The sequence below is a fragment of the Microbacterium sp. Y832 genome (assembly GCF_057669765.1).
Genome location: NZ_JBYHFM010000003.1, coordinates 400,874 through 419,829 on the forward strand (window position 1 = coordinate 400,874; position 18,956 = coordinate 419,829).

At 70.1% G+C, this 18,956-nt stretch carries 17 protein-coding genes; 4 read left to right on the forward strand and 13 right to left on the reverse strand.

Annotated features, from left to right (window positions below):
- Positions 1-36 precede the first annotated feature (36 nt).
- The 7 genes from AC25YV_RS07590 to lepA all read right to left on the reverse strand — a co-directional run bounded on the left by AC25YV_RS07590 (position 37) and on the right by lepA (position 7,199).
- Positions 37-384 (reverse strand): HIT domain-containing protein, encoded by a 348-nt coding sequence (locus AC25YV_RS07590; protein WP_488123223.1) that lies wholly within the window; start codon positions 382-384, stop codon positions 37-39.
- A 23-nt stretch (positions 385-407) separates the two neighbouring features.
- Complete coding sequence (locus AC25YV_RS07595) at positions 408-1,163, reverse strand: 16S rRNA (uracil(1498)-N(3))-methyltransferase (RefSeq protein ID WP_488123224.1); 756 nt, start codon at positions 1,161-1,163, stop codon at positions 408-410.
- Positions 1,164-1,166: 3 nt separating this feature from the next.
- Positions 1,167-2,276: a molecular chaperone DnaJ gene (gene dnaJ, locus AC25YV_RS07600; protein ID WP_488123225.1), complete on the reverse strand. Its 1,110-nt coding sequence runs from the start codon at positions 2,274-2,276 to the stop codon at positions 1,167-1,169.
- A gap of 52 nt (positions 2,277-2,328) precedes the next feature.
- On the reverse strand, positions 2,329-3,369 hold the full coding sequence (gene hrcA / locus AC25YV_RS07605; RefSeq protein WP_488123226.1) for a heat-inducible transcriptional repressor HrcA: 1,041 nt from the start codon (positions 3,367-3,369) through the stop codon (positions 2,329-2,331).
- An 80-nt stretch (positions 3,370-3,449) separates the two neighbouring features.
- Positions 3,450-4,667, reverse strand: a complete 1,218-nt coding sequence (hemW, locus tag AC25YV_RS07610; protein WP_488123227.1) for a radical SAM family heme chaperone HemW — start codon at positions 4,665-4,667, stop codon at positions 3,450-3,452.
- Between the two features lie 2 nt (positions 4,668-4,669).
- The gene (locus tag AC25YV_RS07615) at positions 4,670-5,320 is read right to left on the reverse strand and encodes a DUF1990 domain-containing protein (protein WP_488123228.1); all 651 of its coding nucleotides are present in this window, start codon (positions 5,318-5,320) and stop codon (positions 4,670-4,672) included.
- Between the two features lie 10 nt (positions 5,321-5,330).
- A complete protein-coding gene (lepA, locus tag AC25YV_RS07620) occupies positions 5,331-7,199 on the reverse strand; it encodes a translation elongation factor 4 (protein WP_488123229.1) in 1,869 nt (622 codons plus the stop codon).
- Between the two features lie 53 nt (positions 7,200-7,252).
- On the opposite strand from lepA, the gene AC25YV_RS07625 reads away from it, so the two are divergent.
- Together AC25YV_RS07625 and rpsT are read left to right on the forward strand one after the other, a co-directional pair.
- A complete protein-coding gene (locus tag AC25YV_RS07625) occupies positions 7,253-7,993 on the forward strand; it encodes an alpha/beta hydrolase (RefSeq protein WP_488123230.1) in 741 nt (246 codons plus the stop codon).
- Positions 7,994-8,107: 114 nt separating this feature from the next.
- Positions 8,108-8,368 carry a 30S ribosomal protein S20 gene (gene rpsT / locus AC25YV_RS07630; protein WP_488123231.1) on the forward strand — a complete coding sequence of 87 codons (261 nt, stop codon included), beginning with the start codon at positions 8,108-8,110 and terminating at the stop codon, positions 8,366-8,368.
- Positions 8,369-8,434: 66 nt separating this feature from the next.
- On the opposite strand, the gene holA is transcribed toward rpsT, so the two are convergent.
- From holA to pabB, 6 genes are all read right to left on the reverse strand, one after another.
- On the reverse strand, positions 8,435-9,481 hold the full coding sequence (gene holA, locus AC25YV_RS07635; protein WP_488123232.1) for a DNA polymerase III subunit delta: 1,047 nt from the start codon (positions 9,479-9,481) through the stop codon (positions 8,435-8,437).
- Between the two features lie 32 nt (positions 9,482-9,513).
- Positions 9,514-11,865 carry a ComEC/Rec2 family competence protein gene (locus AC25YV_RS07640; RefSeq protein WP_488123233.1) on the reverse strand — a complete coding sequence of 784 codons (2,352 nt, stop codon included), beginning with the start codon at positions 11,863-11,865 and terminating at the stop codon, positions 9,514-9,516.
- A 93-nt stretch (positions 11,866-11,958) separates the two neighbouring features.
- Positions 11,959-12,498, reverse strand: coding sequence for a YaeQ family protein (locus AC25YV_RS07645; protein WP_488123234.1), 540 nt, complete (start codon positions 12,496-12,498; stop codon positions 11,959-11,961).
- Positions 12,499-12,517: 19 nt separating this feature from the next.
- Positions 12,518-13,123, reverse strand: a complete 606-nt coding sequence (locus AC25YV_RS07650; protein ID WP_488123235.1) for a helix-hairpin-helix domain-containing protein — start codon at positions 13,121-13,123, stop codon at positions 12,518-12,520.
- A 92-nt stretch (positions 13,124-13,215) separates the two neighbouring features.
- A complete protein-coding gene (gene leuS / locus AC25YV_RS07655; protein WP_488123236.1) occupies positions 13,216-15,795 on the reverse strand; it encodes a leucine--tRNA ligase in 2,580 nt (859 codons plus the stop codon).
- A 72-nt stretch (positions 15,796-15,867) separates the two neighbouring features.
- Entirely contained in the window at positions 15,868-17,169 is a 1,302-nt protein-coding gene (gene pabB / locus AC25YV_RS07660; RefSeq protein WP_488123237.1) for an aminodeoxychorismate synthase component I, read from the reverse strand.
- Between the two features lie 41 nt (positions 17,170-17,210).
- Here pabB and AC25YV_RS07665 point away from each other — a divergent pair, with 41 nt between their 5' ends.
- Both AC25YV_RS07665 and AC25YV_RS07670 read left to right on the forward strand, forming a co-directional pair.
- Entirely contained in the window at positions 17,211-17,909 is a 699-nt protein-coding gene (locus tag AC25YV_RS07665; protein WP_488123238.1) for a DedA family protein, read from the forward strand.
- Positions 17,910-17,913: 4 nt separating this feature from the next.
- Entirely contained in the window at positions 17,914-18,951 is a 1,038-nt protein-coding gene (locus tag AC25YV_RS07670) for an App1 family protein phosphatidate phosphatase (RefSeq protein ID WP_488123239.1), read from the forward strand.
- Positions 18,952-18,956 lie beyond the last annotated feature (5 nt).

Genomic DNA, 18,956 nt, shown 5'->3' on the forward strand with positions numbered 1-18,956 from the left:
TACACATGGTCAACGGTCGCTCCGTCAGGGGTGTCGTCAGGCACCGAGGCTCTCCTCTGACAGTCCGCCGCCGAGCACATGGGCGTGCACGTGGGAGACCGTCTGACCCGCACCGGGGCCCGTGTTGAAGATGAGTCGGAAGTCCCCGTCGGCGTGCTCGGCTGCGAGGGAGTTCGCGAGGCCGACGAGTTCGGCCAGCAGTGCGGGATCACCCGCGGCCAGCTCGACGACGTTCCGGTACTCCTCGGTCTTGGGGATCACGAGGAGGTGCACGGGCGCCTGCGGGGCGATGTCGCGGATCGCGAAGGCATTCTCGGTCTCGGCGATGATCTCGGAGGGGATCTCCCCGCGGAGGATCCGCGTGAAGATCGACGATTCGCTCATTCGGACAGTCTAATCGGCACCGGTCACCAGCGGCGGAGGGCGACACTCACGGCCGCGAGGGCTGCAGGCCCCGCCGTCGACGTGCGCAGCACCGTGCTTCCCAGACGCACGGCCCGGGCTCCGGCCTCGCGCAGCACGGCGAGCTCCACGGGCGCGATCCCGCCCTCGGGCCCGACGACGAGCAGCACGTCAGCGCCGTCGTGCCAGGGGTCCCCCGGTGCATCCGCGGGGCGGACGATGTCGGTGAGACGGTCCGTCGCGGACGGCTCGAGCACGAGCATGACGGATGCCGCGGCGCGGCCGATCAGCTGCTTCGTGGTCGTGAGCGGTTCGACCTCGGGAACCCACGGGCGATGGGCCTGCTTGGCGGCTTCGCGCACGATGGTGGCCCACCGCGCGCGGCCCTTCTCGGCCTTCTCGCCCCATCGAGACACACTGCGGGCGGCCTGCCAGGGCACGATCGCGTCGACGCCGAGCTCGGTCGCGGCCTGCACGGCGAGTTCGTCGCGGTCCCCCTTCGCGAGCGCCTGCACGAGCACGATGCGTGGGCGTGGCGGGGGCTCGTCGCGACGCGAGTCGACGCGCACGACGACTTCGCGCGGCGCGACCGACACGCACGACCCCGCGAGCCAGGCTCCGCGGCCGTCGCCCACCGTGACCTCTTCGCCGACGCGCACGCGCCGCACGGTCGCGGCATGGTGGGCTTCGGCGCCCGTCAGGGTGATCTCGTCACCCGACTGCGCCGCCGTCGGCTCGTCGAGCAGGAAGTGCAGTGGCATCGGTCACCCGTTCCGGAAGCGGTCCCGCAGCTTCGAGAAGAGCCCCTGGTGGTGTTCGGTGAGCTTGGGGCCGGGCGCCTTCGTGCGCTTGGCGAACTCCTCGATGAGCGCCCGTTCCTTGCCGTCCAGCCGGGTCGGGGTCAGCACGTGGACGCCGACGCGCAGATCGCCGCGCTGGGTGCCGCGCAGCGGCGTGATGCCGCGGCCCTTGATCGTCAGCACGTCGCCGGCCTGCACGCCGGGGCGGATCTCGAGCTCGACCGGCCCGTCAAGAGACTCGATGGTCGTCGTCGTGCCGAGGATCGCATCGGGCATCGACACGTCGAGCGTCGCGAGTAGATCATCGCCGTCACGACTGAACACGGGGTGCGGGGTCACGCTCACCTCGACGTAGAGGTCGCCGTTCGGACCGCCCGCCGGCCCGACCTCGCCCGAGCCCGGCAGCTGCAGGCGCAGGCCGGTCTCGACGCCGGCCGGGATGTCCAACGACACGGTGCGGCGAGAGCGCACGCGCCCCTGGCCCTGGCACGTCGCGCACGGGTAAGGGATCGTCGTGCCGTAGCCCTGGCAGACGTTGCACGGCTGCGTCGTGACGACGTTGCCGAGCAGGCTCCGCACCTGTCGCTGCACATTTCCCGAACCGTGGCAGATGTCGCACGTCACGGGCGACGTGCCCGGCTGGCAGCACGACCCTTCGCACGTGTCGCACAGCACCGCCGTGTCGACCTCGATGTCGCGGTGCACGCCGAAGACGACGTCGTTCAGTTCGAGTGTGACCCGCACGAGGGCATCCTGCCCGCGCTCGCGCCGCGAGCGGGGGCGACCGGAGCGCCCACCCCCGGCGGCGCCGAAGAACGTCTCGAAGATGTCGCCGAAGCCACCGAATCCGCCGGCGCCACCGAACGGCGTATCGCCGCCCCTGTCGTAGCGTGCACGCTGATCGGCGTCGCTCAGCACGTCGTAGGCGTGCGTCACCTCTTTGAAGCGCTCAGACGCCTCTTCGCCCGGATTGACGTCGGGGTGCAGCTCCCGGGCGAGACGGCGGTACGCCTTCTTGATCTCGTCGGTGGTGGCGTCGCGTCCGACGCCGAGGACTTCGTAGTGGTCAGCCACTGTCGCCTTCCCTCCGCGGCTCACCGCGGGGTCGTGTCATGCCGTCACCGCGTCAGCGGGCGGCTTCGTCTTCTTCGAGTAGTCGCGTGAGGTAGCGGGCGACCGCCCGCACCGCGGCGAGGTTGTTGGAGTAGTCCATGCGGGTCGGACCGAGCAGACCCACGCGCGCACGGGATCCGGTCGCGTCGTAGTCACTCGCGAGCACCGAGGCCTCGGTGAGCCCGAATGCTTCGTTTTCACGACCGATGCTCGCCGCGAGCCCATGCTCGTCGGCGACCATCTCGCTCATCAGGGTGAGCAGCGTCACCTGCTCCTCGATGGCCTGCAGCAGCGGGTAGATGCTGCCGCGGAAGTCGGTCTCGCGCCGGGCGAGGTTGGCCGAGCCCGCCATCACGAGCCGGTCCTGACGGAACCCGTCGAGTTCTTCGGCGACGATCTGCGCGATGGCGCTGATCGCGGTATCGCGCGACGACGTGCTCGCCGCGCGCACGGCGTCGTCATCGGTGAGGCGCTGCAGCCCGTCGCGGACGGGGCGGCCGACGACGAGGGCGGCGATCTCGGCACGGATGACGCCGAGCTCGACATCGTCGTACTCGTCTCCCACGTAGACGAGCCGCTGCGAGACGCGGCCCGTGTCGGTGACGAGGACGACGAGCATCCGTCCGCCGCCGATTTGGACCAGCTCGACGTGGGTGAGGGTCGCCCGCGCGAACGACGGGTATTGGACGATCGCGACCTGACCGGTCAGCTGTGTCAGGGCGCGCACCGAGCGGGACAGCACGTCGTCGAGGTCGCTCGAACCGTCGAGGAACGACGAGATGGCCGAGCGCTGTGCCAGGCTGAGCGGGCGGAGCTCTGCGAGGTGGTCCACGAAGACGCGGTAGCCCTTGTCGGTCGGAACGCGACCGGACGACGTGTGCGGAGCCGTGATCAGCTCTTCGTCTTCGAGTTGGGCCATGTCGTTGCGGATCGTCGCAGCCGACACGCCGAAGGCATGCCGTTCGACGATGGACTTGCTGCCGACCGGTTCATGGGTGTCGACATAGTCCTGCACGATCGCCCGCAGAACCTGCAGACCTCGTTCGCTGACCACTGCGACTCCTTCGAAAACGTCCGTGCTGGCACTCACCGCAAGAGAGTGCCAATTCTAGCGGACGCCCGGCCCACTCGACGTCATGACGTGAGGGCGCGCACGACGGCGTCAGCGAGCAGCCGGCCGCGCAGCGTCAGCACGATTCGTCCGGTGATCGCGGCGGCACCCTCGATGAGCCCGTCTGCGATGAGACCCGCCACGCCGGCGCGCGCCGACGGCGGCAGGTCGGCCAGGGGCATCCCCTCGCGGATGCGTGTGCGCAGCAGCACGGTCTCGAGTGCCCGCGCGGCGGCATCCGGCGTCTCGCGGCCGGCGGCGGGGGAAAGGCCCGACGCGAGCCGCTGGGCGTAGGCGGCGGGGTGCTTGACGTTCCAGAAGCGGGTTCCCGCGATGTGGCTGTGCGCGCCGGGGCCGAAGCCCCACCAGTCGGTTCCCGACCAGTAGGCGAGGTTGTGGCGCGAGCGCTGGGCGGCCGAGCGCGACCAGTTCGAGATCTCGTACCAGTCGTATCCCGCCTCGGCGAGCACTCTGTCGGCGAACTCGTACATGTCGGCCTGCAGATCGTCGTCGGGTGCGGGTACTTCGCCGCGACGGATCTGACGCGCGAGCTTCGTGCCGTCTTCAATGATGAGCGCGTACGCCGAGACATGGTCGGGCTGCAGCGTCGTGACCGCCTCGAGCGAGGCCCGCCAGTCATCGAGCGACTCCCCCGGTGCACCGTAGATGAGGTCAAGGCTCACGGCGAGGCCCGCGCGACGGGCGGCGGCCACCGCCGTCGCGACATTGCGCGGCTCGTGCGTGCGATCGAGCGCGGCGAGCACGTGCGGCACCGCGGACTGCATACCGATCGACAGTCGCGTGACGCCGGATGCCGCGAGCTCAGCCGCGACGGCATCTGTCACCGTGTCCGGATTGGCCTCGACGGTGATCTCGGCGTCGTCCGCGATGCCGAACGTGTCGCGGACGCCCGCGAGCATGCGCACCAGGTCGCCGGGCGGCAGCAGGGTAGGGGTCCCGCCGCCGAAGAAGACGGTCGCCGCGGGCCGCAGATCGCCGTGCTCGGCCAGGACGTTCCGCGCCAGCGCCACTTCCTGCAGCAGCGTGTCGGCGAACTCGTCCTGACGCGCCCCGCGCAGTTCGGTCGACGTGTAGGTGTTGAAATCGCAGTAGCCGCACCGCACGACGCAGAAGGGCACGTGCAGGTAAACGCCGAAGGGCGTGCTCTGATCGACGGCGGCGCCGGCCGGAAGGCGGCCGTCGGGCGGAGCGGGATCGCCGAGCGGAAGTGCGGAGCCCATCGTCAGGCGGGCGTCGTGTACAGCGGCGAGATCGCACGCAGGTAGCGCGTGAACAGCTCACGGCGGCGGCGCCGTGTCAGCGCGGGCACCAGACGGTACAGCGGGGAGACGGGGGCATCGAACGCGCGCACCGTGAACCACACTTCGTCGTTCTCGTGCCAGTCGATCATGAACGACTCTTCGCCGCTCACGACCGAACCGCCGACTGTGCCGAGCGCGAAGCCGACGCGGCGGGGCTCTTCGACGACGAAGATGACGCGCAGTTCGGCGTCGCCGTTCAGTCCTCTCACGCGCCCGTGCACCCGCACGCTGGTGCCGCTGGAGACGAACGGCGTGCCGTCGGCGTCGAACCGCTGCTCGGCATCGGTGCGGCTCGGCGCGATGGGGTTGCCCTCGGCGTCGAAGCCGACGCCCGAGTACATCGGCCCGGCGGCCGGGCGCACATCCCGCAGCGCAAGTCCTGCGCCGCGCTGCGCGCCCCACGAGAGCAGGGCTTCGCTCGCGCTGTGAAACCGCGCCTCGCCGCTGCCGATCCGCCAGGATTCCTCTGCCGGAATGCTGCGCTCGGGTGGGTAGCCCATGAGGTCGGGAGCCTGCGTGGCCCCGACGGCGGCGTAGTCGACGGTTCCGTCCCGAAAGGTTCCGCGGCGCATGAAGACCCGCCTACTTCGAAGTCTTCGCGTCGGTGTCGCCCGAGAGTGCGGCGATGAACGCCTCTTGCGGGACTTCGACTCGGCCGACCATCTTCATGCGCTTCTTGCCCTCTTTCTGCTTCTCGAGCAGCTTCCGCTTGCGGCTGATGTCACCGCCGTAGCACTTCGCAAGGACATCCTTGCGGATCGCGCGGATGTTCTCGCGGGCGATGATGCGTGCGCCGATGGCGGCCTGGATCGGCACCTCGAACTGCTGACGCGGAATGAGCTTGCGCAGCCGTTCGGTCATGAGGGTGCCGTACGCGTAGGCCTTGTCGCGGTGCACGATCGAGCTGAACGCGTCGACCTTCTCGCCCTGCAGCAGGATGTCGACCTTGACGAGGTCAGCGGTCTGAGAGCCCGCCGGCTCGTAGTCGAGGCTCGCGTAACCCTGCGTGCGGCTCTTGAGGTGGTCGAAGAAGTCGAACACGATCTCGCCGAGCGGCATGTTGTACCGCAGTTCGACGCGGTCCTCGCTCAGGTAGTCCATGCCCAGCAGGGTGCCGCGGCGGCCCTGGCACAGCTCCATGACGGTTCCGACGTAGTCCTTCGGCAGCAGGATGCCCACCTTGACGACGGGCTCGGTCACCTCGGCCACGCGGCCGTCGGGGTATTCGCTCGGGTTGGTCACGGTCACCGTTTCGCCCGTGTCGGTCGTGACCTCGTAGGTAACCGACGGGGCGGTGGTGATGAGGTCGAGGCCGAACTCGCGCGACAGTCGTTCGGTGATGATCTCGAGGTGCAGCAGACCCAGGAACCCGCAGCGGAAGCCGAAGCCCAGCGCGACCGAGGTCTCGGGCTCGTACTGCAGCGACGCGTCTGAGAGCTTGAGCTTGTCGAGGGCTTCACGCAGCTCTGCATAGTCGCTGCCGTCGATCGGGTAGACGCCCGAGAAGACCATGGGCTTCGGATCGGTGTAGCCCGGAAGCGCCTCGGTGGCGGGCTTGCGCAGGTTGGTGATCGTGTCACCGACCTTGGACTGGCGCACGTCCTTCACGCCCGTGATCAGGTAGCCGACCTCGCCGACGCCGAGTCCCCTGGAAGGGACCGGCTCGGGGCTCGAGACGCCGATCTCGAGAAGCTCGTGGGTCGCACGCGTCGACATCATCTGGATGCGCTCGCGCGGCTCGAGCTTGCCGTCGATCATGCGGACGTACGTCACGACGCCGCGGTACGAGTCGTATACGGAGTCGAAGATCATGGCGCGTGCCGGGGCGTCGGCGTTGCCCTGCGGCGGTGGGATCTGCTCGACGATGCGATCGAGGAGCGACTCGACGCCCATGCCGGTCTTGCCGCTCACGCGCAGGACGTCTTCGGGCCTGCCGCCGATCAGTCCCGCGATCTCTGCGGCGAACTTCTCAGGGTCGGCGGCGGGCAGGTCGATCTTGTTGAGCACGGGGATGATGTGCAGATCGTTCTCGAGCGCGAGATAGAGGTTCGCCAGGGTCTGCGCTTCGATCCCCTGCGCGGCGTCGACGAGCAGCACGGCGCCTTCGCAGGCCGCGAGGCTCCGCGAGACCTCATACGTGAAGTCGACGTGTCCGGGGGTGTCGATCATGTTGAGCGCGTAGGTCGACGCGCCCGCGGAGTCCTTCTCGGCGGTCGCCCACGGCATGCGCACGGCCTGCGACTTGATCGTGATGCCGCGCTCGCGCTCGATATCCATCCGGTCGAGGTACTGCGCGCGCATGTCGCGGTCCGAGACGACTCCGGTTATCTGCAGCATCCGGTCGGCGAGGGTCGACTTGCCGTGGTCGATGTGGGCGATGATGCAGAAGTTTCGAATCATCTCGGGCGGCGTCGCGGACGGCTCGAGGGGCTTCAGGGCGCGCGGTGACATATCCTGTCGATCCTACCCGGCGGGCGCGGGTGAGGCGGTCTAGCCTGGTGACCATGGTGGTCGAGGTCGTGTTCGTGCACGGGATCCGCACGTCCGCCACCATGTGGCGCGCACAGGTCGCGCATCTCCAGGAGCGCGGACTCGCTGCGACGGTCGTCGATCTGCCCGGTCATGGCGCCCGGCGCTCCGAGGTGTTCGACCTGGGCGAAGCGCTCGCCACGATCGATGGCGCCGTGAGGGACGCCGCGACACGCGGCGCCGTGCTGCTCGTGGGGCATTCGATGGGTGGCCTGCTGTCGACCGCGTATGCGGGGTCCGAGCAGCGCCCCCCGATCGCGGGCTTCATCGCGGCATCCTGCACGACGGTTCCGCGGGGTGTGGGGCTCGCGGCGTACCGGTTCCTCGCGCGGCGCTTCGATGCCCTTCCCGACCGGGGAATGTGGCTCAGCAACCGCTGGCTCGCCTCGACCCTTCCGGTCGAAACGCGCGCAGACTTCGGTGCGGGCGGCTATGCCTTCGACGCACAGGATGTCGCGCTGCGCAGCCTGTCGGTGCTGGATCTGCTCGCGGCCCTCGCGCGCATCGATGTGCCGCTGTGGTTCGTGAACGGGCAGTACGACCAGCTTCGGGCCAATGAGCGGCTCTTCATGAGGGTCGCCCCGCACGCCGAGCTCATCGTCGTGCCGCGCACCTCGCACCTCGTGACGGCGATGCGCCCGCGTGTCTTCAACGCCGTGCTCGATCTCGCGATCGCGACGCTGGATGCGAGGGAACAGGCAGTGCACGAGAACTGATAGACTCGGTGATTGGCTTGCGTGTGGGTTCTGCCCTCACGACCGCCGATGCGACGGCCCTCTCCCGGCGCCCGGCACTTCCATCGAATTCACTCCGAACGAAAGACGTCGAACGTGGCGAACATCAAGTCGCAGATCAAGCGCAACAAGACCAACGAGAAGGCGCGCGAGCGCAACAAGACCGTCAAGAGCGAGCTGCGGACCGTCATCCGCAACACGCGCGACGCCGTCGCCACGGGCGACAAGGCTGCCGCCGAGAAGGCGCTCAAGCAGGCGACGAAGAAGCTTGACAAGGCCGTCAGCAAGGGCGTCCTCCACGAGAACCAGGCCGCGAACCGCAAGTCGGCCATCGCGAAGCAGGTCGCCGCTCTCTGAGCCGCAATACTTCAGGCCCGTCCCTTCGGGGGCGGGCCTTTCGCGTTCCCGGCTGCCGGACGCTGATCAGGCGCCGAAGGGCGCGCGCGTCGCGATGACGGTGATGAGGCGCTCGAGCGCGAACACGGGATCGCGCGAGCCGCCCTTGACTTCGAGGTCGGCGCGCGCGGCGGCCTGGATCGCCATCCCGAGCGTCGTCTCGTTCCACCCCGTCAGGTCGCGGCGGGCCCGGTCGACCTGCCAGTCCTTGAGCCCCAAGCGGGCCGCGATCGCCGATGACGATTCGCGGTGACCCGCGACGCGTGCCATGGTGCGCAGCTTCGAGGCGATGGCGGCGACGAGGGGAACCGGGTCTGCGCCGGAGGCCAGCGCATGGCGGAGCGCGATGAGGGCGTCACCGTAACGGCCGGCGATCGCTGTGTCGGCCACCGTGAAGGCCGAGGTCTCGACGCGGCCGCCGTAATAGCGCTCGACGACCTGGTCTGTGATGTCGCCGGGCACGTCGGAGATCAGCTGCTGGCACGCGGCGGCGAGCTCGGTCACATCGTCGGCGAAGGCCGAGACGAGCGTACGCAGAGCCGTCGGCGCGATGCGTTTGCGGGCGGCGGCGAACTCGCCCGCTGCGAAGTCGAACCGGTCGGAGTCGCGCTTGATGGCGGGGCAGGCGATCTCGATGCCGCCCCCGGTGCCTGCCCGGATCGCGTCGAGCAGCTTCTTGCCGCGCACGCTCGCGCCGGTGTGCCGCAGCACGACCGTCGCGCCGTCTTGCGGGCCGTTGAGGTAGGCGATCGCCTCGGTGAGGAAGGTGTCGGAGCACTTCTCGACGCCCGAGACGCGCACGAGGCGCGGCTCGCCGAAGAGAGACGGCGACGTCATGCCCAGGAGCGACCCCGACGTGTAGTCGTCGGCGCGCAGGTCGGATACCTCGAGGCTGGGGTCCTCTGCCCGCAGGAACTCGCGGATGCCGGCGATCGCTCGCTCGGCGCAGACTTCTTCGGGGCCTGAGATGAGCACGATCGGTGCCGGCTGCGGCGCGCGCCACGACACCTGGGGGATGACCGATTTCGCCGCTCGACTCGACGATCCGGTCGATCGTCGGGGTGCGGCAGCCATGAGATCAGCCTACCGATCGGTACCGACCGCATTCAGCCGCGCTCCCTCCAGACCTGCAGGCCTCCATCGCGCACCGACAGCGCGATCATCCCCTCGGTGTCGGTTCGCGCGATCGACCCGCCCATCACGGTGAGGGCATCGAGGATCTCGCGGCGCGGGTGCCCGTACCGGTTCTCGCCGACCGTCACGAGCGCGACGGCGGGGTCGGCGTGGGCGTAGAGGGCGACGTGCTGGTCGGCACTGCCGTGGTGTGCGACTTTGACCAGTGCGTACGGCGGAGCAAGCGGAGCGGACGCGGCGAGCGCCGCCTGCGCCGTCGCTGACAGATCGCCTAGCAAGAGTGTTCGGGGAACGTCTCCCCCGCCGATGTCCACCACGACGCTCGCATCGTTGCCGTGCGGAAACGCGAGGCTGTCCGCGCGCGGCCACAGCACACGCCACCGGGCGGACCCGAGCCTCCCCCGCATTCCCGCTGTCGCCGATACGGTGTCGGCGCCCTGTCGAGCGAGCTCGGCGACAAGTCGCTCATCGGCGGCGGAGGCGGCGGGCCCATGCAGCACGGCCCCGACGCGTCCGCGCACGGCCTCCACTCCGCCGACGTGGTCGAGGTCGAAATGCGTCAGCACGAGCAGGTCGATGCGTGCGACGCCGACGCGCGCGAGGCACGCCTCGAGCGGTTCAGGCTCGGGGCCGGTGTCGATGAGTGCAACCGCCGCGCCCGATCGCACGAGCACGGCGTCTCCTTGCCCGACATCGCACACGAGGACGCGCCAGTTCCCCGGCAGGGTCCACCCGCCTGCGACCGTCGCGGTCGCGGTACTGCCCGCCACGACCCCGACGACGATCGCGACCAGCGCGCCGGATGCCACGCGCAGAGCGCGACGACGGCCTCGGCCCGGGCGCAGGCCCACGACGATGCCGAGCGCGGCCCCCGTCGCGCCGAGAAGCACCGCCCCCGCGAGACCCTCGGCCCACGGCACGAGGTCGCCCGGCAGCGCCGTCGCCGTATGGGCGGTTGCCGCGATCCATGCCGCGGGCACCCACGCGATCGCCGCGAGGCCGTGCTGCAGCCGGGGCAGCGGTGCGGCGAGGCAGGCCGCGAGACCGATCACGGTGCCAGCGGGTGCCGCGGGCGCCGCGAGCAGGTTGGCGAGCACGCCGTACAGCGGCACGCTCGGCTGGATCAGTACGAGGAGCGGTCCGCACGCCAGCTGTGCCGCCAGCGGTACGGCGAGCATGAGCGCCAGGGCCCGTGGCAGATGCCGGGCGAGTCCCTCGGCGAGCGGACGCGCGAAGACGAGCAGCGAGCCGGTCGCTGCAGCCGACAGCGCGAAGCCGAGCGAATGCGCGAGCCACGGGTCGGCGACGAGCAGCACCGTGACGGCGAGGCTCAGCACGCTCACCCCCGCCCCGGCGCGCCCGAGCAGCAGCCCGACCATGGCGATCGCGGCCATCGTCGCGGCGCGCACGACGCTCGGCTCGGGGGTGACGAGGATCACGAACCCCGCGAGCGCACCGAGCCCCGCGACGACGCGTGCTGTGCGACCGGCCCCGAGGGCAGCCGCGGCGAAGAATGCGATCCCCACGACGAGCGCGCAGTTCGCACCCGAGACGGCGGTCAGGTGTGACAGCGAGGAGCGCTTCATCGCCTCATCGAGGTCGCCGGAGACGGCGGAGGTGTCGCCGACGGACAGCCCGGGAATGAGTCCCGCCCCTGGTTCCGGCAGGCCCGCGACGGCACGTACGAGCCCCTGCCGCAGGTCGGCGGACACACCGAGGATGCTCCGCGCGGGTGCTATGACCGTCACGCCCCGGCCCGCCCTCACATCGAGCACGGAACGCTCGCCGGGATCCGATCGTCGCGCTGTGCCGCGCGCGATCACCTCGGCCCCGACATCGAGGTCGCCGCGACGCGCGTCGATGTCGCCGGGCGCGACGCGCACGACGATCTCCCCAGTGACGCGGTGCTCGGCCGATCCGATGCGCACAGCGCTCACACGCGCGTCGAAGGCGAGCGTGTCGTCGGCGCGGCGTTCGACCTTGCCGATGACGCTCGCCCGCAGGTCGATCGAGCGGCCGCCGTCGACGGTCAGTGCCGCGAGGGCTTCGCGCGGGCCGTGCGCGACCGCGACGTGGGATGCCGCGGCGCCCCCGGCCGCCAGCGCCACGACCAGCACGACGGCGGCGCCGTGGAGGCCATCTCGTCGCGCCGACCGAGACCGGACCGACAGCACCACCACGGCCGTCAGTGAGGCGATCCACAGCAGGCCCGCTGTGGCGGCAGCGGTGTCGGGGGCGGCTGTCGTCCCGGCCGCTGTCGCCCACGCCACCCCGGCGGCAGGAAGCAGCCGGAGGCGCCGTCCGAGCCGACCGTCCTCCGCCACGCCTCGACGCTACGCAGCGGCATACGGGGCGTCGGGGCGGCATCCGTGATCCGTGCCGAGGTCGCCGGTCAGCGGCGGTGGGGAGGAGCCGAGTCAGCCGATCGCGTGCTCGTGGATCGGCGAGTTGAACGCCGCGCCGTTGAGCTCGAGGTAGAGGTGCCCCTCGGTGACCGAGAGCGTCGCGGTGTTTCGCCTCTGGATCGCCGGGGTGAGCGACTCGACGAAGCCGGGATCGAAGCTGCGCACGGGGATCTCGTCGGACCGGTGGATGCGTTTGCCCGACCATGTCGCGATCACCTTCGCGGGATCACGGTGGGTGTAGACGACCGTGCGATCGGCGAGTTTGCTGCCGTGGTGCAGCCGCGCCGCGTCGGGCGACCCCACTTCGATCCACGCCGTGACGCGGTTCGTGAGATCGCGAACGAGCACGGCGGGCTCATCGGTCGCTGAGACGCCCTCGCTGAACGAGATGCCCTCTTCGTGCTCGAGACAGTAGGCGAGCACGCGCGTCATCATGAACGCATCGGTCTCGGACGGGTGCCGAGCGACGCGCAGCATGAGATCTTCATACACCCCGCGGTCGACGTCGGCGAGTTGCACATCGAACGTGTGGATCGTCGCACCGAGGGCCATGGGAATCGAGCCTACGCGCTCAGACGGTCACGAGATCACGCAGCGCCGCGAGCATCTTGTCGCCGATTCCGGGAACAGCCAGCAGGTCGTCGACGCTCGTGAACCGACCGTGCTGGTCGCGCCAATCGATGATGCGCTGTGCGATGGCCGGACCCACGCGCGGCAGCGTCTCGAGCGCGGCCGCATCCGCCACGTTGAGGTTGACGCGGCCGTCGGTCACGGGCGCGACACCGGGCGCCGCGACGTCGTCGCCCTCCTGCGGCACCACGATCTGTTCGCCGTCGCTGAGCGGCCGCGCGAGGTTGACGGCGTCGCGCGCCGCCGTGTCGGTGAAGCCGCCCGCTGCGGCGATCGCATCGACGACCCGGGCCCCCTGCGGCAGGACATAGAGCCCCGGAGTGGCGACCGCGCCCGACACGTGCGCATAGAGGTCGGACAGCTGCACCCCCGCTGCATCCCGCGGTGCATCCGCCGCCTCGTCGAACGTCACCGACTCGACCGGCGCGGCAGCACCGCGGACCACTCCGATCCCGACCGTGACCGCCAGCGCGACGATGACGAGCACGACCGCGGCGCCCACGCCGAGGCGGCGCCGCGTCGCGGGCGGGTCCTCGGCCGTGGTCACCCGGCTACGCTAGGCCGCGTGAGCGCGCCCGTTGTCCCGAGCACGGCAGGCCGTGCGCTCGCGGACGAGGTGCCCGTCTGTGGAGGAGTCGCTCAGCGCGTGCTGAAGCTCACGACCTTCGGTGCGCGCACGATGGCCCGGACGATCTCGCGATCGCCGAGCGAGCGCAGCACGCGCTCGTCACCGCGTGCGAGCGCCTCCAGGTCGTCGGCAGAGATACGCGCGGGCACGTCGAGCGTCGCGCGCACCTTGCCATCGATCTGCACGACGGCCGTCACAGAGTCCTCCACGAGAAGCGCCGGGTCGGCCTGACGCCACGGCACGAGGCCGACGAACGAGCTGTGGCCCAGCATCTCCCACATCTCCTCGGCCGTGTGCGGCGCGAAGAGGTCGAGGATCATGGCCGTCGCCTCGGCGGCCTCCCGGACGGCGGGGTCGGCACCGCCGGCGCCCGAGTCGATCGTCTTCCGCGTCGCGTTGACGAGTTCCATGAGCCGTGCGACGACGACGTTGAACTTCGTCTGCTCGATGAGCCCCGGCGCGTCCGACAGCAGGCGGTGGGTGACGCGGCGCAGCGCAGCGTCGCCGTCGGCCCACACGACATCCGGGGCGCTCGTGACGTCGTGCGCGACGCGCCACGCGCGCGCCAGGAACTTGGCGGCGCCGGTGGTCGAGACGTCGTCCCAGTCCTTGTCGTCTTCGACGGGCCCGGCGAATGCCAGCGCGACGCGCAGGGCGTCGGCGCCGTGCGCCTCGAGCTCGTCCGAGAAGAGCACGAGGTTGCCCTTGCTCTTGGACATCTTCGAACCGCCCAGGATCACCATGCCCTGGTTGATGAGCGACGAGAACGGCTCGGTGAAGTCGATGTAGCCGAAGTCGAAGAGCACCTTCGTGATGAACCTGGCGTACAGCAGGTGCAGGATCGCATGCTCCACACCGCCGATGTAGAAGTCCACAGGCGCCCAGCGATCGGCCTGATCGCGTGAGAACGCCTGGTCGGGGTCGCCGGGGTTGAGGAAGCGCAGGAAGTACCACGAGCTGTCGACGAAGGTGTCCATCGTGTCGGGGTCGCGCAGCGCCGGCTCCCCGGTCACGGGGTCGACCGTCTGCATCCATTCCGTCGCGCCGCCGAGGGGCGAGGTGCCCTTGGGCGACAGATCCAGACCGTGCGCGTCGGGCAGGACGAGCGGCAGCTGGTCGGCGGGAACAGGCTCGATGCGACCGTCGGCGGTGTGCACCATCGGGATCGGGGTGCCCCAGAAGCGCTGGCGCGAGATGAGCCAGTCACGCAGGCGGTACGACTTCGTCGCTCTTCCGAGACCCTTCGCCTCGAGCTCCTCTGTGATGCGCGCGATGGCGTTGCGCTTGGACATGCCGTCGAGAGAGCCGGAGTTGATGAGGCGACCCTCGCCCGTGAGCGCGACGCCGGTCTGTGCCGGGTCCTCGAGGGATGCCGCATCCGTGCCCGGATCGATCGGCACACCCTCGTCGTCGAGTTCGATCACGGGGATCGCGCCCGTCACGGGGGCGGTCGTATCGACGACGACGCGCACCGGCAGATCGAAGGCGCGCGCGAAATCGAGGTCGCGCTGGTCGTGCGCGGGAACGGCCATCACCGCGCCGTGACCGTAGTCGGCCAGGACGTAGTCGGCAGCCCAGATCGGCAGCCGCTCGCCGTTGATGGGATTGATGGCGTAGCGGCCGAGGAAGACGCCCGTCTTGGGGCGGTCGGTGCTCTGGCGCTCGATGTCGGTCTGCTTCTGCACCGTGGTCAGATAGTCCGCGAAGCGCATGCGCACGTCGGGATCGGCGTCGGCGACGAGCTCGGCAGCCAGGTCGCTGTCGGGGGCGACGACGAAGAACGTCGCGCCGTAAAGAGTGTCGGGGCGCGTCGTGAAGACCGTGACGCGCTCGTCGCGCCCCTCGATCTCGAACTCGATGTCGGTGCCGACCGAACGGCCGATCCAGTTGCGCTGCATCTGCAGCACCTTGTGCGGCCAGAACCCTTCGAGCTGGTTCAGATCATCGAGCAGGCGGTCGGCGTAGTCGGTGATCTTGAAGTACCACTGCGTCAGCTTCTTCTTGATGACCTCGGCGCCGCAGCGCTCGCATCGGCCGTCGACGACCTGCTCGTTCGCGAGCACCGTCTGGTCGTTGGGGCACCAGTTGACGGGGCTCTGCTTGCGGTACGCGAGGCCCTTCTCGTGCAGAAGCTGGAAGAGCCACTGGTTCCAGCGGTAGTAGTCGGGATCGCTCGTGTGCAGCACGCGATTCCAGTCGAACGACACCCCGTAGGCGTGGAACCCGGCCTTCTGCTGCGCGATGTTGGCATACGTCCACTCGCGCGGGTCGGCGCCGCGCTTGATCGCGGCGTTCTCGGCAGGCAGACCGAACGAGTCCCACCCGATGGGGTTGAGCACGTTGTAGCCGCGGTGACGCCACGAACGGGCGACGATGTCCGAGTAGAGGTAGTTCTCTGCGTGACCCATGTGCAGGTCGCCGGACGGATAGGGGAACATCGCGAGCACATACTTGCGCGGCCTCGTGTCCTCTTCGCCGCCTGCGCGGAACGGATCCTGCGCCTCCCACCGCGCCTGCCACTTGCGCTGGACGGCGTGCGGGTCGTAGGCGCTGCCGTCGGCCGGGGAGTCGGGGGGCAGGGTCTGGCTCACAGAGAAACACCAATCATGGAATGCCGGGCGGGGCGCGAGGGCGCCACCCTCCAGATTAGCGGACCGCCCGAGTCACCACCCGTGCGGCAGATGCGCCCCCAGAGCGGCGAGGGGACCCCGTGCCTTGATCCCGACCTCGGCGACTTCGGCGCCGGCATCCGATCGCCAGGTGATGCCTCCGCCGGCCCCGACATAGGCACCGCCGGGGTGCACGACGATCGAGCGGATGACCATCGCGAGGTCGAGGGACCCGTCGACTCCGATCCAGCCGAATGCCCCCGAGAAGACGCCGCGCGGCGCGTTCTCGAGCTCGTGGAGGATCTGCATCGCCGAGAGCTTGGGCGCCCCGGTCATGCTGCCGGCGGGAAAGGTCGCCTCGAGCAGCTCTGCCACCGTCGTCCCCGTGCGCAGCCGGCCGGACACGGTGCTGACGAGCTGGTGCACGGCGGGGTACGACTCGATCTCGAGGAGCGCGTCGACCCCCACCGATCCCGGTTCGCAGACGCGCGATAGGTCGTTGCGCATGAGGTCGACGATCATGACGTTCTCCGCGCGCTCCTTCTCGCTCTCGCGCAGCTCGCGTGCGAGAGCGGCGTCGGCGTCGGCATCGCCGCCGCGCGGGCGCGTGCCCTTGATGGGCCGTGTGCGCACCGTGCCCCCGCCCACGTCGAGAAAGCGTTCCGGGCTCGCACTCGCGAGCGCGTGGGCGCCGCTGACGACGAGGCCGCCGTGGTGGGCCGGCGTCGCCTCGCGCAGCCTGCGGAAGACGTCGCCAGGATCGACGGATGCGGCGACCTCGAACCGCGTCGTGAGGCACAGCTGGTACGCATCGCCGGTGCGGATCGCGTCGCGGCACCGCTCGATCAGATCCGCATAGCCGTGCGGAGTATGACGCGCACGGGCCGGCCCGAGGTCGGGCGGTGCGCTGGGAGCGGGAGCACCGCCGGCCGCAAGGAGCGCGTCACTGAGCGCCGTGCTCTCGCCCGGTTCCGCAAAGACCCACACCCGCTGCGCGGCGTGGTCGAACGCGGCGAAGCGCCGCACGCGCAGCCAGACCTCATCGGGCGCCGTCCCGTCGCCGGCCGAGACAGCCGCCCCGGCGCTCCGCGCGGCACCCTCGTACCCCAGCCAGCCGACCCACCCTCCGCGGAACGGACCGCCTTCGGTTGACTCCCCCGCGCCCCCGCACACAACCGCGCGCACACTCGCGGGGTCGCGCTCGGAATCGCCGCAGCCGACCCAGCTCCACCCCGACGCGGCGGAGGGGCCCGCATCGAGCCAGAACACCTCTTCCGCGGACGCCTCGAAGTGCGCGAACGCCGTCGCCGGGTCGATCCAGCGCGGCAGGACGACCGGCGAAAGAGAAGGCGACATGTTCCCAGGCTAGGGCGACGCTGGAGCTTTAGGCTCGTGGGGTGAACGAGATCCTGACGTGGCTGCTGGACACGGTTCAGAGCGTGGATCCGGCCGTGCGCGCCCTCATCGCCGGCCTCGCGATCATGTTGGAGACGAGCGTGCTCGTCGGCCTCGTCGTTCCCGGCGACACCATCGTGATCGTCGCCGGTACGGCGGTCGACGGATTCGTCGAGGGCGCTGTCCTCGTCCTCGTCGTCGTCATGGGTGCGCTCGTCGGAGAGAGCATCGGGTTCTGGCTGGGGCGGCTGCTCGGCCCCAAGATCCGCGACTCGCGCGTGGGCGGGTGGATCGGGCGTGAGAACTGGGCGCGCTCGGAGCGTTATCTGCAGCGCCGTGGCGGGCCTGCGATCTTCATCTCGCGGTTCCTGCCCGTCCTGCATTCCCTCGTGCCGCTCACCGTCGGCATGAGCGACTTCTCGTATCGGCGCTTCCTCGCCTGGACGACACCCGCCTGCCTCATCTGGTCGACCGCGTACATCTCGGTCTCGGCCGTCGCGGCCGAGGGATACCGCGCGCTCGCGGATCAGTTGCACTTCGCGGCATACATCTTCGTGGCCGTCATCGTGGTGTTCGTGGTGGCCGTCGTGATCGTCAAACGGCTCATCGAGCGCTCCGAACGGCGGCACCTGACCGGCTCGCCCGAGGCAGACGTCGACGCCGATGCGTCCCAGGGTGGCGCGGACGACATGAAAGACTGACGGGATGCCCGAGAACTCCGGGGCCGCCCGGCCCGCGAAGGTGATGTGGCTCGCTCGGCTCGAGCACCGTGTGCACACCTGGCGAGAACGTCGTGCGCGTGCTCGCGGCCTGACGCCGACGGTCACGCCGTTCCCCGGATACGGCGGGGTCGGGTGGATCCGTGTGCTCGGACGCGTGCTCATCGTGCCGCCCGCCGCGCCGCGAAACCCCGGCGAGTATGCCGGGGTGCGGGGGTGGCGCAGCTTCGCCGCCGTGCCCGTGGGCTTCGCGCAGGTGAGCGTGACGATCGCCGGTGTCACCCACGAAGTGGTCGCCGATCGCGGCGGAGTCATCGACACCAGGTTGCCAGCGACCCTCGAACCGGGATGGCAGACGTTCACGATGTCGGTCGAGGGCAGCGAGCCCGTCGAGACGCGCGCGTTCATCGTGGGGCCGGATGTGCGCTTCGGGGTCGTCTCGGACGTCGACGACACCGTCATGGTGACGGCGCTGCCGCGCCCGCTCGTCGCGGCATGGAACTCCTTCGTCGTCAACGAGCACGCGCGCCAGCCGGTTCCCGGAATGGCGGTGCTGCTGGAGCGGGTCGTGCGCGATCACCCCGGTGCCCCCGTCGTGTATCTGTCGACGGGCGCATGGAACATCGCACCGACGCTGATGCGGTTCCTGCGGCGCCATGTCTTCCCTCCGGGCGCGATGCTTCTCACCGACTGGGGGCCCACGCACGACCGGTGGTTCCGCAGCGGCAGGGCCCACAAAGAGGCGAACCTGCGGCGACTCGCTCAGGAGTTCCCGCAGGTGAGATGGCTCCTGATCGGTGACGACGGCCAGCACGACGATGACCTGTACACGAGGTTCACCAGCGAGCACCCGGGCAATGTCGTCGCGGTCGCCATCCGACGCCTCACACCCGCCGAAGCCGTGCTCGCGGGCGGTCGCACCGCCGTGAACGACCACTCTGCGGCGGACATCCCCTGGGTCGCTGACAACGACGGGGCGGGACTGCTCGAAAGGCTCGAAGAGGTCGGCGTCATCGAACCCTGATGTCG